This window comes from Paenibacillus typhae, from assembly GCF_900099765.1.
Classification (GTDB): domain Bacteria; phylum Bacillota; class Bacilli; order Paenibacillales; family Paenibacillaceae; genus Paenibacillus_AQ; species Paenibacillus_AQ typhae.
The window spans coordinates 61,652-75,639 of sequence record NZ_FNDX01000021.1; the positions used below are offsets into that span (position 1 = coordinate 61,652).

General features: G+C 52.0%; 12 protein-coding genes. 6 read left to right on the forward strand and 6 right to left on the reverse strand.

The features are described 5' to 3' along the window. Nucleotides 1-2: 2 nt before the first annotated feature. The 3 genes from BLR64_RS17375 to BLR64_RS17385 form a co-directional block, all read right to left on the reverse strand. Complete coding sequence (locus BLR64_RS17375; protein ID WP_090716057.1) at nucleotides 3-1,310, reverse strand: ABC transporter substrate-binding protein; 1,308 nt, start codon at nucleotides 1,308-1,310, stop codon at nucleotides 3-5. A gap of 66 nt (nucleotides 1,311-1,376) precedes the next feature. Further along, nucleotides 1,377-2,210, reverse strand: coding sequence for a carbohydrate ABC transporter permease (locus BLR64_RS17380; RefSeq protein ID WP_068721850.1), 834 nt, complete (start codon nucleotides 2,208-2,210; stop codon nucleotides 1,377-1,379). Further along, entirely contained in the window at nucleotides 2,210-3,091 is an 882-nt protein-coding gene (locus tag BLR64_RS17385; protein ID WP_090716058.1) for a carbohydrate ABC transporter permease, read from the reverse strand. The genes BLR64_RS17380 and BLR64_RS17385 overlap by 1 nt, the downstream gene beginning before the upstream one ends. Before the next feature lie 134 nt (nucleotides 3,092-3,225). Here BLR64_RS17385 and BLR64_RS17390 point away from each other — a divergent pair, with 134 nt between their 5' ends. The 3 genes from BLR64_RS17390 (at nucleotide 3,226) to BLR64_RS30575 (ending at nucleotide 6,921) form a co-directional block, all read left to right on the forward strand. After that, nucleotides 3,226-5,049 carry a cache domain-containing sensor histidine kinase gene (locus BLR64_RS17390; protein ID WP_090716060.1) on the forward strand — a complete coding sequence of 608 codons (1,824 nt, stop codon included), beginning with the start codon at nucleotides 3,226-3,228 and terminating at the stop codon, nucleotides 5,047-5,049. Next, nucleotides 5,046-6,686, forward strand: coding sequence for a response regulator transcription factor (locus BLR64_RS17395; RefSeq protein WP_090716061.1), 1,641 nt, complete (start codon nucleotides 5,046-5,048; stop codon nucleotides 6,684-6,686). The genes BLR64_RS17390 and BLR64_RS17395 overlap by 4 nt, the downstream gene beginning before the upstream one ends. Nucleotides 6,687-6,825: 139 nt before the next feature. Further along, nucleotides 6,826-6,921: a sporulation protein YjcZ gene (locus BLR64_RS30575; RefSeq protein WP_197071388.1), complete on the forward strand. Its 96-nt coding sequence runs from the start codon at nucleotides 6,826-6,828 to the stop codon at nucleotides 6,919-6,921. 118 nt (nucleotides 6,922-7,039) lie between these two features. On the opposite strand, the gene BLR64_RS17400 is transcribed toward BLR64_RS30575, so the two are convergent. From BLR64_RS17400 to yicI, 3 genes are all read right to left on the reverse strand, one after another. After that, nucleotides 7,040-7,345: a hypothetical protein gene (locus BLR64_RS17400; RefSeq protein WP_090716063.1), complete on the reverse strand. Its 306-nt coding sequence runs from the start codon at nucleotides 7,343-7,345 to the stop codon at nucleotides 7,040-7,042. 66 nt (nucleotides 7,346-7,411) lie between these two features. Further along, nucleotides 7,412-8,587, reverse strand: coding sequence for an SGNH/GDSL hydrolase family protein (locus BLR64_RS17405; RefSeq protein WP_090716065.1), 1,176 nt, complete (start codon nucleotides 8,585-8,587; stop codon nucleotides 7,412-7,414). A gap of 370 nt (nucleotides 8,588-8,957) precedes the next feature. Next, a complete protein-coding gene (yicI, locus tag BLR64_RS17410) occupies nucleotides 8,958-11,279 on the reverse strand; it encodes an alpha-xylosidase (RefSeq protein WP_090716067.1) in 2,322 nt (773 codons plus the stop codon). 128 nt (nucleotides 11,280-11,407) lie between these two features. Between yicI and BLR64_RS17415 the strand changes: the two genes are divergently transcribed. The 3 genes from BLR64_RS17415 to BLR64_RS17425 all read left to right on the forward strand — a co-directional run bounded on the left by BLR64_RS17415 (nucleotide 11,408) and on the right by BLR64_RS17425 (nucleotide 13,801). Beyond that, nucleotides 11,408-12,325 (forward strand): helix-turn-helix transcriptional regulator, encoded by a 918-nt coding sequence (locus BLR64_RS17415; protein WP_090716069.1) that lies wholly within the window; start codon nucleotides 11,408-11,410, stop codon nucleotides 12,323-12,325. Nucleotides 12,326-12,403: 78 nt separating this feature from the next. Continuing rightward, the gene (locus tag BLR64_RS17420) at nucleotides 12,404-13,315 is read left to right on the forward strand and encodes a YwqG family protein (RefSeq protein ID WP_090716071.1); all 912 of its coding nucleotides are present in this window, start codon (nucleotides 12,404-12,406) and stop codon (nucleotides 13,313-13,315) included. A 135-nt stretch (nucleotides 13,316-13,450) separates the two neighbouring features. Further along, nucleotides 13,451-13,801 carry a nuclear transport factor 2 family protein gene (locus BLR64_RS17425; protein ID WP_139172012.1) on the forward strand — a complete coding sequence of 117 codons (351 nt, stop codon included), beginning with the start codon at nucleotides 13,451-13,453 and terminating at the stop codon, nucleotides 13,799-13,801. The last annotated feature ends 187 nt before the right edge of the window (nucleotides 13,802-13,988 follow it).

Here is a 13,988-nt window from a genome sequence, read left to right on the forward strand (position 1 = left end):
CCTTACTTCTTTAACTTGTCCCAAGCTGCTTGCATGGAAGCTTCCCAGCCGGCTTCGTCCACTTTACCAGCAATCAGCTGCTGAATCGAGCTGGCGAATTCTTGGGTTACACCATCAGGGAATTTCGAAGCCTGCAATCCGTAAACTTTACCTGCTTTAACATAGTTCCATACATCAGCACCAAGAAGGCCGATATCTTCAGGTGTTGCAGGGATTGTGGACAAAGCAGGGATGAATTTCCATTTTTTCACGATATACTCTTTACCCATGTCAGAAGTTACGAGCCAGTTGAGAAAAGTCTTAGCTTCTTCCTTCGAATCGGAATCCTTGTTAACGACCAGGTTAGCCGGAACGCCTACAGACAGCTTATCATTCATTGCAGCATCGTCGTTGATTGGCATAGGGAACATACCGATGTTCATGTCCGGAGTGATGCCGTCAACCAGAGTCTGTGCCCAGTTGCCTTCCTGCATCATAGCCGTTTCGCCATTAGCGAACATAGCCAGGTGAGTATTAGCATCTGTAGTCAAAGGATTTTTCTGTCCATATTTTACAGTCAGGTTGAGCAGATTGCTCCAATCCTTAAATTTCTCGTTGCCCACGATTGTGGAAGTGCCGGCGTTCAGACCGTTGATGAACTCATCAACATTATCCTGCTGTGCAAAAGCTACGCTGATGCCCTGGATACCCAGCAGCCACCATTCCTGATAAGCGTTGCCGAAAGGAATAACGTCGATCGCCTGCAGCTTTTTAGCCGCTTCTTCCAGCTCGGTGATGGTTTTAGGTGTTTCGGTGATACCTGCTTTTTCGAACAGGTCCTTGTTATATACATAACCGATACCTTCAAGGTTCATTGGCATCCCGTAGGTTTTGCCGTCCTTGGTCATTGGCTCAGCTGCCAAAGGAATCAGATCCTTAACCCAAGGCTGGTCGGACAGGTCCTCGAGCTTGTCTCCCCACAGTTCCATTTCCGCATAACCGCCGTTTGAGAAAATATCAGGCGCATCGCCGGAAGCGAATTTCGTCTTCAGGGCTGCCGCATAGTCCGCACCGCCGCCTACAGTCTGGATGTCCAGCTTGATGTTCGGATACTCTTTTTCAAATTCAACCTTCAGCTCGTTCAGGCCTTCTACGATTTCCGTTTTGAACTGGAAGATTTTAACCGTTTTCACTTCTCCGGATGCGGAGTTGCCAGCGCTTCCATTTTGTGCGTTATTTGAAGCGGTATTGTTATTGCCGCCGCAGGCCGCGAGCACAACAGACATCAGCATTACGCTGGACATCATTACTGCAGTACGTTTCTTATTCATTCTATTTTCCCCCTTGATAAGTTTGAATGCTTGATAAATGTATGGAACGAAGGACTCGGGAAGGGATTAACCCTTCACCGAACCCGCCGCGATTCCCTCAACAATGTAACGCTGCATGAACAGATAGAACACAACAATTGGAGCTACACCGAGTGTCAGCGCCGGAAGCGCCATATCCCACTGCTTCGTATACTGCCCGAAGAACGAGAAGGTTGCCAGCGGAATAGTCCGCAGCTCAGGTGCCTGAAGAATCAGAGACGGCAGCAGATAGTCATTCCAGATGCCCAGTGCATTCAGTACGATAATCGTCATCAGCATCGGCTTGAGCAGCGGAAGTACGATCCGGAAGAATACAGTCAGCGGATTACAGCCGTCAACGGTTGCCGCTTCTTCGATCTCCAGCGGTACGGATTTGATGAATCCGTGGAACAGGAAGATCGCCATCGGAATGCTGAGGCCGAGTTGGGCCATTACCAGACCGGGAATAGAATTGTTGACTCCCAGGAAGTTAACCACCTGCAGGATCGGAATCATGATGGTCTGGAACGGCACCACCATTGCCGCTACGAACAGCAGCAGGAGAATCCGGTTGAACTTTGAATCTGCGCGGACCATCCGGTATGCTGCCATGGCAGAGAACAGGGCGATCAGGATAACACAGATCACTGTAATGATAATCGAGTTCCGGAAGGCTTCCGAGAAACGTGCCAGCTTCCAGGCCTGCGAGTAGTTGGACCAGACGAATTCGGACGGCCAGGCCGCCGCATTACTAAGAATTTCCCCGAACGATTTCACCGAGTTAGCCAGCAGGAAATAGAACGGTGACAGGAACAGCAGGCCAAGGAGAATCATAATGATTTCCAGGCCATAATTCCACTTGCCTTTGCCTTCGGTTTTCATTACGCTTCAACCTCCTTGCTCTTCGTAATCCGCACCTGAATGACCGTAATGATGGCAACGATCAGGAAGAACAGCAGGGCTTTTGCCGTACCCAGTCCATATCGGTTGTTCAGGAAGGCTTCGTTATAGATGTTCATCGCTACAGACTCTGTAGATTTGAACGGTCCGCCCTTGGTCAGGGACAGGTTGAGGTCGAACATTTTGAAGGACCAGGAAATGGCCAGGAACAGTCCGACTGTTACAGCAGGCATAATCAGCGGAACAATGATGCTGCGCAGCGTCTGGCTGCGGGAGGCTCCGTCGATTTGTGCTGCTTCCAGTACCTCTTTAGATACATTGTTAAGTGAAGCAATGTAGATAACCATCAGGTAACCGGAGGACTGCCAGACAAATACGATGACGATGGCCCAGAAGCCGGTTGTCGCATCGCCGAGCCACGGAAGATTGAAGAAAGACCAGCCGGTAAGATCGCCCATAGTGGCGAAACCCTTGATGAAGATGAACTGCCATATAAATCCAAGCAACAGACCGCCGATTACGTTAGGCATAAAAAAGATGGTGCGGAGCATGTTGCGTGTCTTTAGCGCTTTGGTCAGGAAATAGGCCAGGAAAAAGCCCACTACGTTGGTCAGCACAACCCCCAGCAGCGTAAACCGCACGGTAAACCAGAAGGATGACCAGAAATCCGAATCATTTGTAAAAATCGTTTTGAAATTGTCAAAGCCTACCCAGGCGACATTCCCGGATACGCCGTTCCAGTCGGTGAAGGAGTAATACATCCCCATCACAAACGGGATAATCATGACGATCGTAAAGAACAATAATGCCGGGCCAACGAAGAAAAGCTGTTGACCGAGCCCGGACAACTTATTGCCGCGCATATATTGGCCCCCCCTTTCTTTTACTCACTTACTTGTTTATGATCTATTCATATTATCTGTTTTTTGAAGGACCTCTTACACCTACGCAAGTGATCTTTCAGGTGTAAAATATTGATCGGATGTGACAAGAATCGATGAAATGGAACAATATTCGCACCAAACTGATCGTTTTTTTACTCCTCCCGACCCTTGTCTGTATTATGGCGACCATGTACATCAGCTATTCCTACACAACTCAGTCGCTGCGGACACGGGCTGTGGATGAGAACAAAAATCTGCTCTATCAGGGCTACAAAAATATCGACAGTCTGATTCAGGAGATCAACCGGCTGTCGCTGAGCGTCTATTCCGACTCCGATTTCTACCGCCTGCTTGAGGCCGGCTATGATGACCTCTCCTCCGATATCGCCATTTATAATTCACTCAGTTACATTTCCACTTCCCTGCCCAATATTTCGCAGGTGTACCTGTACGGCGTCAAGGACGGCAAAGCCACGCTGATTACCGACAACACTACGCCCAAGCGCTGGCTGGGGAGTGCCCCCTATGAGGAGGCCAATCTTACCGGCAGCTCTCCGGTCAAGGTTCAGACCACCCATATCAGCAATGTCTATGGCCTGACCCTGCCGCTGACCCAATTTGTTCCCGAACCGGTCTTTACCTTTCACCGCAGAATCGAACGTATTCCTTCTTCGGAAGCCCTCGGCTATCTGTCCGTTGACGTCAAGCTGGCGGCGCTTACCGAAATTGTGGAGCAGCTGTATGAGCAGGATCAGGAAAATATCTATCTCGTGGACAGCGACGGCAGCGTGGTCTACAGCCGGGATGAAGCTGCGCTCGGCAAGCCGCTGAATGCAGGCTGGTACAGCAGCCAGATTGCCGCGAACACAGAGCCCCAGGGGTATTTTGAGGAGGGCGGGTCCGTCTTTATTTATCAAAAAATCGAGAGCACCGGCCTCAGCTGGACGCTTATCAAACAGATTCCGGTTTCCTATCTGTTCCGTGAAGCCAAGGAGGCTGCCGGCATCAACATCCTGCTGCTGTTCCTGCTGATGAGTATGATCATCGCCCTGACTGTCCTGATCTCCTTCCGGATCACGGCCCCGATCAAGCAGCTGACCCGGTACATGAACCAGGTGCGGACCGGGAATCTGGAGGTGGATATCCGCCCGGCGGGCAATGATGAGATCGGTGTGCTGACCGAGCATTTCCGCAGCATGATGGACACGATCAACAACCTGATTTTGCGGGAATACCGGCTGGAGCTGTCCAACAAAACCAATGAGCTTAGGGCGCTGCAGTCGCAGATTAACCCGCATTTTCTGAACAATACGCTGCAGATTATCGGTACTCTGGCCCTTGAGATGAAGGTTCCGCAGATTTACTCCCTGCTCTCGGCCCTGGCCAAGATGATGCGGTACAGCATGCATAATGATGAAAAGATCGTCACGGTCAAGGATGAGCTGGAGCATGTCAAAGCCTATGTCGAGCTGCAGCGGGAGCGTTTTGAAAATAAGTTCACTTTCCGCTACGATATGGAAGAGCCGCTGCTCGGCGTACTGATGCCGAAGATGATTCTTCAGCCGATTGTGGAAAATTACTTCAAGCACGGCTTTAATCTGTCCCGTACGGATGGATTCATTGAGATTACGGCCAGCGGACTGGACGGCGGGCGGATGGAAATGACCATCCGGAACAACGGTACTTCCATCCCTGCCGCCAAGCTGGAGAAGCTGCGCCAGGAGCTTAACCGGCCTGATCCACTCGATGTTTCCGCACTCAAGAGCAGTGAGGAAAGACGTGATGCGCCCGGTGCAGGCATCGGTCTCGGCAATGTGCTGGCCCGCCTGCGTCTCGTATGCGGTGAAGATGCTGCACTTACTGTAGACAACCTGCCCGAAGGCGGCGTAATGGTCAGACTGGAAATTGATATACTAACGGAGAGTGAACGGATATGAAGGCGCTGATTGTGGACGATGAAGCAAGAGTCAGGAAGGCGGTCCGGCTGCTGGTCAACTGGGACGCCCACCAGATCGGGGAAATTATGGAGGCCGGAAGCGGTAATGAAGCGATTGAGCTGATCCGTGAGCATAAGCCCGGGCTCGTTATTATGGACATGATGATGGAATCCGGCAATGGCATTGAGCTGATGACGTGGGTCAATGAGTTCGCCGGGAGCACGAAGTTCATTGTTGTCAGCGGGCATAATGATTTTGATTTTGTGCGCGAGACAGTCCGGCACGGGGGAATTGACTATATTCTCAAGCCTATTGAGCCGGAGGCCATCAATAAGGCTGTCGCCAAGGCGGTTGCCGCCTGGCGCTCTGAGGCAGAGGAACGCAGCCAGCGGCAGCGGCAGAGCATCCGGCTGAACGAGATCAAGCCGATCTACGGCGAGCGGCTGCTCTCAGCGCTCATTGATGATCCGGTGACCGCAGAGACTACGCTGCGCCGGCTGGTTGCCGAGGGCGTTATCCCCGGCAGTGCCGGAGCTGCGCGTCTGCTGCTCGTGCAGACGGATGCCGGCAATAACCCGCTGCTGCGGCGTTTCGGCGGAGACAGCGAGCTGCTCTATTATGCCATCGTTAACATCTGTAACGAATTTCTGCAGCCGCAGGGCATAGGCACAGCCTTCCGCTACTGGGGCGGACCGCCGGAAATCGCCATTCTGCTGTGGGATGTTCAGGAATCCGTTACCGAGCTGACCGGCAAAATCAATCAGGGCCTGTTCCATACCCTGCAGCTGCGGATGCACTTTGGCATCAGCTCGGCCGGCAGCCTGCCGGGCCGGCTTGCCGCACAGCGCACAGAAGCTGCCGAAGCCCTGCTGCGCCGCAATCTGCTGCGGCATGAGGATTACAGCCACTTCAGTATTGCTTCGGCAGAATACCGGCAGGATACAGGCGCAGCCGGAGCAAAACCGATCTTTGCCGATGTCCAGGAGGACTGGAAAATGGCGGTTGTCAGCGGCAACACGAATGCCTTGTCCGCCGCAGCGCAGCACTGGACCGAGGAGCTCAGCCGCAGCGGTATCATCACTCCTGAAATGCTCGGCTCCTGGAAAGCCGATGCCCTGCTGTTCCGGTCCCGGCTGGTCCGCGAGACGCTGGGCAGCCAGGCCGAGAGCGCCCTCGCAGAGCTGGAGCTGTCCGACCGCGATAACCCTGCTCCATATGCAGGCGGCTACTCGTTCTCGCTGTTTGCCTGGCGCGACTGGTCCTACGCGCTGATGGCCAGCCTGTCCCGGGTGCTGTCAGCCGTACAGGTCAAGGAACGCAACCCGCTGACAGAGATCGTAAAATATATCGACCAGAACTACATGGCCGATCTCTCGCTGCAGGAGGTTGCCGGCAAATTCTATGTCAGCCGGGAGTATATCTCACGCAAGTTCAAGCAGGAATACGGCATTAATTTTACTGACTATATCGGCTCTGTTCGGATCGAAAAAGCCAAGCTGCTGCTGCAGAATCCGAGCCTTAAGCTCTCGCAGATTTCGGAGATGGTCGGTTTTCATGATGTGAAGTATTTCAGCAAGGTGTTTAAGAAGCAGACCGGAGCTACACCGAAGGATTACCGGATACAGGTTACCCTCTGAAGTCCAAGCAGACAGAAAGCAGCTAATGCTCATTAATTTGAGCTTCCAATTGTAATTAAGCAGGTCAAATGTCTATGCACCGGAGGCGGATGCTGCATAATATGGGTCTGTAAGATGTTCTTGCGGAGGAGGGAATACGATGAGCGGTTGTGCAAATGTCGGCGGTATGTTCACTTCCACTACAACAATTCTGGTGCTTTACATTCTGCTGGTAATCATTCTTAAAACATTCTAGGGAATCCAGACACAGCAAGGAGCCTGGCGGCCGTGAAACGGCTGCCAGGCTCCCCGTCAGTTCTACTTGGATCAGAAGCCGCAGAATTAACCGCAGGATATCGGCACTGTCAGTGAAATCATGTATACAGAAGCGTAATAACCAGCAGTTCATAGAGAACCAAGGTCAAAAGGGCTTCGTCGCTGCCGCCAAAAAAGGCCCGGTGTCCTCCATGCTGCTGTACCCCCAAATAAAAGAATCCCCTGTCACAGCCAAGTAATCTTCCTGTTACAATCTGTCCGTCCATCGTCTGCACCTGTACATACTGATTGAGATGCTGTCTGCATACATTGTGTATATGATGTCTGACTGATTTCAAATTCTGGACAGCCTGATTATCCGCCTGATACAGCACTTTCTGCTGCATCCCCGCCTGAATTCCCATTTATAAGCACACTACCTTCCTGTTTAAAAGTACTACATAGTATGCCTAATAGGTCCGGTTGGTTCATTACTCCGGCTGACGGTACCACGCCAAAAAAGCGTCGGCTACCGCCTTGCCGGCATGACCGTTCGGATGTGGATCAAACTCGTTGCTCATATACTCCGGCCGGATCCGGTGCTCTTCCGGAGCAGGCTCCGATAATACGGCAGCAATGTCGAATACCCGGTCCACGCCAGCCGGAGGATTACTGCGAATCGCCGCGTTTACCGTACGCCAGTAGGTCTCCCTCTCCTCAGCAAAGTTAAACGGGGGAACGGTGCTGAGAATAATCTTGGCCGCCGGGTTCGATTCTTTGATCTTGCTAATGATCCCTGCCAGGTCGCCAAGCAGCTCCTCCGCTGTGCGTTTCCCGATATCCAGATCGTTGACGCCTAGCACCATCAGTATCTCATCACCCTGCTTCGCCTTGTTCAGCCATGGGCCGTCTCCGGCCACATCATAGGCTCTGCCCCAGCCCGAGCCGATATTCCAAAGGCCGTACTCCGTTCCCAGCCCTTCGGCAATGCGTGCCGCCCAATAGGAGTAAGCATCCTTCTCTGTACGTACCCCCTGGGTAATCGAATCGCCCAGGAAGACAAGCTTCTTCGCTGCCTGCTTCTTGTAGCCGATATAACTCGGAGCTACAAGAAGCTTATCCGATTCCGAGAATTTCTCAGCGGTCTCACTGCCTGCCAGATTTCCAGGGGCATCGAAGCCGCTGACAAGCATTCCCTCAACGTTATACGGGAAGGACTTGCCGGCTGCCAGTGTCCTGATCGTCCAGGTGAACGCCAGATAATGCCCTTCCGGCAGCTCAAGCTCTGCCTCATCGCTCCAGAAGCATTCGCCGGAAGCGACCTGCCGGGAGCCTTGCCCGCCGAAGGTAACCGGAATCTGTGTCCCCGGCGTTACCGAGCCGTCCGGTACAAGCCCTCCGTCAGCGATATAGGCAGCCTCGATTACCCACTCTCCGCCCGGCTCGCTGCCGCTGGCCTCCTGCCCCAGATCCCAGGTGGAATCCACATGGTTGCTATGCCAGAACTTCAGCGTCAGGCCGCCGTTTTCTCTAAGACGCACGTAGGTGCGGTATGTATGCGTAAACGGCTCCGCTGCATTCATAATAAAATTCGCTGCCGTAGATAGTGCCGTTGCCGAGGAGTAATCAGCCTGGCTGAGCACTCCGTTGTTGTCTTTATTGTCCATAATTATTTCTCCTATTCTGTTACGCTGGCAGATCCAGCGGCCTCTACCCGGGCTTAAACCAACATTTAGTTGGATTTTCGCCACCTAATTTCATCATTTCTCAACATTAGCAATCATTAAGTGGAAAATCGCCACCTATTTTAGCCCACAAACCCCGTATAGCTCAAAAGGTGCGAGATTAAGTGGCGTTTTTCCCACTATTTGCACCAAAGCGGCAGTTTGCTGACAATTAGATGGCGAAATTCCACTTAGCATAATTGAACCCGTGATTTTCTGTTGCAGGATTGAGCCCTTACAGGTTCCTCTCCAAAAAAACTCGCTAATAAACCGGGAACAATCTGTTCCCGGTCATTAGAGAGCTGGTCTTAACCTATTTCAATGTAACGGTGAAGGAGACAGACTTCGTTCCCGCAGCCACATTCACAGTAGTATCATCCGCCTGCTCAGCACCTTCTACGGATGCGATGGCACCCAGGTCCTTCACAGCCAGCGAGAAGGCTTTGCCGCTGCCTTCGGCAGTCACAGTAATCTTGCTGCCTTGACGTTCAGCCTTTACAGTCAGCTCAGGCGCACCCTTGATGTCACGGACAACCGCAGTTGTTGCAGCACCGTCTTCCAGCGAGTACAGGCCGAATTTCACGCCATCTGCAAAATCATAATCCGGACGGGTATCTTCACTGCCTGTAGCAAGCAGCGAGTTCTGGCGTACGAACAGCGGCAGGCTGAAGAAGTCATGTTTCTCTTTGCGCCAGGATCCGCCTACTACGGTTTCACCGCTCAGCAGGTGCGTCCAGCGGCCGGCCGGCAGATAGTATTTCACTTCGCCGTTCTCCTGGAAGATCGGAGCAACCAGCAGCTTGTCACCAAGCATGTACTGGCGGTCAAGCACTTCACAGGTAGGATCTTCAGGGAATTCCATGACCATGGCCCGCATCGATGCCCAGCCCTCTTCATGCGCCTGTCCGGCAACATCATACAGGTAAGGCATCAGGCTGCATTTGAGCTTGGTGAAGAAGCGGGTAACATCCACCGCCTCATCGTCATAAGCCCAAGGCACACGGTACGAGGTGCTGCCGTGCAGACGGCTATGGCTGGAGAGCAGACCGAAGGCCAGCCAGCGCTTGAAGACATGCGCAGGAGCTGTATTTTCGAAGCCGCCGATGTCATGGCTCCAGAAGCCGAAGCCGGACAGACCGAGGGACAGGCCGCCGCGCAGGCTTTCTGCCATCGACTCATAGTCCGCGTAGCAGTCGCCGCCCCAGTGAACCGGGAACTGCTGCCCGCCGGCTGTAGCCGAACGCGCAAATACCGCTGCTTCATTTTTGCCGAGCTTCTCTTCCAGTACGTCGAACACAACCTTGTTGTACATTTGTGTGTAGTAGTTGTGCATTTTTTGCGGATCAGAGCCGTCGAAGTACACAACATCCGTTGGAATACGCTCGCCGAAGTCTGTTTTGAAGCTGTCTACGCCCATGTCCACCAGGTCACGCAGGTAACCGGCATACCATTCGCAGGCTGCAGGGTTAGTGAAGTCCACCAGACCCATTCCGGCTTGCCACAGGTCAGTCTGGTACACGTCGCCGTTCGCTTTTTTGATCAGATAGCCGTTCTTCTTGCCTTCCTCAAACAGCGGGGAGCGCTGTCCGATATAGGAGTTGATCCATACGCAGATCTTCAGGCCTTTCTCCTTCAGGCGTTTCAGCATGCCGACAGGGTCCGGGAATACACGCGGGTCCCACTGGAAATCCGTCCATTGGTATTCACGCATCCAGAAGCAGTCAAAGTGGAACACATGCAGCGGCAGATCACGCTCAGCCATGCCTTCTACGAAGGAGTTAACGGTAGCTTCATCGTAGTCCGTTGTGAATGAAGTCGTCAGCCACAGGCCGAAGGTCCATGCCGGAGGAAGCGCAGGCTTACCGGTGAGGGAAGTATATTTGCTGATAACCTCTTTAATCGAAGGTCCTTCGATCACGAAATATTCAAGGCTCTCTCCAGCTACGCTGAATTGGGCTTTTTTCACTTTTTCCGAAGCGATCTCATACGAAACCAGCTCAGGATGATTAACAAATACGCCGTAGCCCTTGCTTGTTACATAGAACGGAATGTTCTTGTACGCCTGCTCCGAGCTGGTGCCACCGTCTTTGTTCCAGATATCAACAACCTGTCCATTCTTCACAAAAGAAGTGAAGCGCTCGCCCAGACCATAGACATATTCGCCTACGCCGATATCCAGCTCTTCACGCATAAACGTGTTGCCGTCCTGATCGGTGATGTAAGCCATGGATTTGAAACCGCTGCCGGTAATGCGCTCGTCACCGCGGTAGAAATCCACGGACCAGTGAGTGCCTTTGTTGATGACTACACGGAGTCCGCCGCTGATCAGTACGGTTTGTGCTTCATTTTCTTCCACCTGAACGTGGTCACCAGTTCCCTTGGTCAGCTCAAAAGCCGGGCCGCGTTCAACAACGCCGTCATTGTGAATGATCTTCACGCCTACAACGCCCGGAAGCGGTGAGTGGAATTTAACAGTAAGGAGCGTGGAGTTCAGTGTTGCTGCACGTCCTGTAATTGGAGTTGTTTGTGTGATTGCAGTCAGACCTTCAGCAGTCTTTTCTACTACATAATTCTGCACTGCGCCGTTGATATTGATTCCCTCACGAACCAGCCAAAGGCCGTCTGTAAATTTCATAAGTGTGCTTGCCACCCTTCAATTTGGTGTTTATAGTTGCATTATAACGATAAAAAAACAACAAAACTAATATAATATAGCTTATTTATAACACTATTCTGATGTTTATCTAACAAGGAGGCCTATTTATGGACCGCACGTCCCAGCGATTGCTCAAAGAAGACCGTGTACATGGCGATGTCATGTTTCCGCTGGCCGCCTACTGGATCGAGCTTCCGGCCGGAACCCACATCCTGGACACACACTGGCATGAGGAGGCAGAGTTTTTTATGCTGCAGGAAGGGGAGATTCTGTTTCAGGTGGATACCGATTATTTCCCGCTCCGCGTCGGTGAAGCTGTGTTTATCGAATCCGGGGATATTCATGCCGCTCACGTCCTGAAGGATGGCCCCTGCCGGTTTTGTGCATTGGTATTTCATCCGGATCTGCTGGCCAGTGCCCAGTATGATACGATTCAGCAGACGGTCATTCTGCCGCTTCAGGAGAAGCGCCAGAGCTTCCCCCGGCATCTTACACCGGCTGTTCCCTGGCAGCAGGAGCTGCTGCTGCAGCTTGAGCGGATGATGGACGCATATGCTAATAAAATGCCCGGATTCGAGGCCTTTATGAAAGGAACCTTGCTGATTATGCTGTCACAGATTGCCGCGCCGGACCGTTCCGTGAACCACAGCCTGTCGCCGGGTGCGGATACCACCAAGGTCAACCGGCTCAAAAAGGTCATCCTTTATATTCAGGAAAACTATAAGGAGCCAATCCGTACCAGTGATCTGTCGGGACTGATTCCGATGAGCGAAGGCCAGTTCTGCCGTTTCTTCAAGGCCATGACCCGCAAGACACCGGTGGACTATATCAACTCCTACCGCATCCGCCAGGCAGCCGCACTGCTGCAGCAGACTGAACGCAAAATTTCCGACATCGCGCTTGAGGTCGGCTTTGACAACGTCAGCTATTTCATCAAAGTCTTCCGCAAAGCAATGAACTGCTCGCCCTCGGAGTTTCGTAAAGACGGGGCTCAGGGTGCAGTAGCGGGGCAGCTGTATCCTTAAGGCCAGAGGTACAATATCTCAAGCTGACAAATTTAACCTGTCCATATAAAATAATCATTTAGAAGGGCAGGGGAAATCATGAATATATTGAAAGTTTTAACTGGATTGGTACTGTTGCTCCGCCTCTTAATATCAGGTGTTGCGACAAGCGACAATCCCCCCGTATACGAGCACCCGCTGGCATCTGATCAAATTACAGACCCCTCCATGCGTGAGATCCGCAAGATGCTGGAGGAAGCAGGGCTTGGCGCATATTGGGATACATTGAAACATCAGATTTTACCCGGATTCTACATGGTTCCAAAAATGACAGATGAGGCGGATATCGAGCTTGGGGCCAGCAAAATCGGCGGGCAGCCTGATATGCCTGCTTCCTATCAATGGCCTTCTTGGAGAAATCACCCCATGTCGTTTGTCGCTCAAATCAATCTTGAAGAGTTCCCTATGAATCTGGTTAACCCGGAATATCCGTCCACCGGGATTCTCTACTTTTTCTATGTATATGATTATGAATTATGGTATACAGACGAGGATTATGATGAAGATAAGATGAACAATAATGTTGTATATTATGCCCCGGATACAGCAGCACTGGTTAGGAGGCAGCCGCCGGCAGCGTTATCGGAAGAACAGATATTCAAGTCCGCGCTGCTCGAACAAAAGCTTGAATTAACGCTGCCCGATTCAGACTATCTGGAGGCTAACCATTTGATGAACAACAAAGCGGACTTGGACCGCTATGCGCTGGAATTCAAACCGAAATTCACGGATACCTACAACCGAGGGATCGGATTCCGTTTCCTGGGCCATATGTCAGCGCTGCAATACGGAGGCCACCCCAGCGATGAAATTCTGTTATTTCAGGCTGATTCTGATGATCAGATCGGAATGGAATGGGACTTGTCGGGATTATTGCACTTTTTCATCAATGCGGATGATTTCAAAAAAGGCTTCTTCGAAAATGTTTATACGAACCGCGTGGGTACGTGAGGGCTGCAGGCTCAACAGGATTTTGTACGGATCGATTCAGCAGCTGCTCTGCTTACCACTCCCCGGATACGTTTAAGTTACCTGTAAGGGCGGGTCCGCCCGCCCGTTCAAATCTACTTACAGGAGGCAGATCCCATGAACCAGCATGTCACTATGCCGAGTGAAGTACAGGAATATTACAATGCCATCAACCAATATCAGCCGGAGGCTTTTATCGGTTTGTTCGCTGAAGAAGCCGTAGTCAGGGATAACGGGAAGCAGATTCAGGGCAAAGAAGCCATAGAGGCCTGGGGCGAAGCAGAGCTGTTCTCGGCCAAGGTCCGCTTCACCATTAATGAAATCGAGGAGTCCGGGGGCAGCATCGCCGTAACTGCAGAGATGGAGGGCGAATTCAACCGGAACCGGGTCCCCGCCCCGCAGCTGTTCAGACATGAGTTCCAAATACGTAACGGCAAGATCAGTTCACTGGTCGTCACGCAAAAATAAAATTGCTGCTGAAGAGCCGCCTAGAGCGGCTCTTTTGTTGTCCCCCAGCCGGAGTCACGTATCTGCTCGCCACGCCACGCCGCTCAGCATTTGCATAAGGCTGGCATCAGCCGCTTACTGAAAGCGAGAAGCAGGAAATCAAAAGGCCTGAAACTGCACCGGCATTATGCCGATAAAGTCTCAGGCC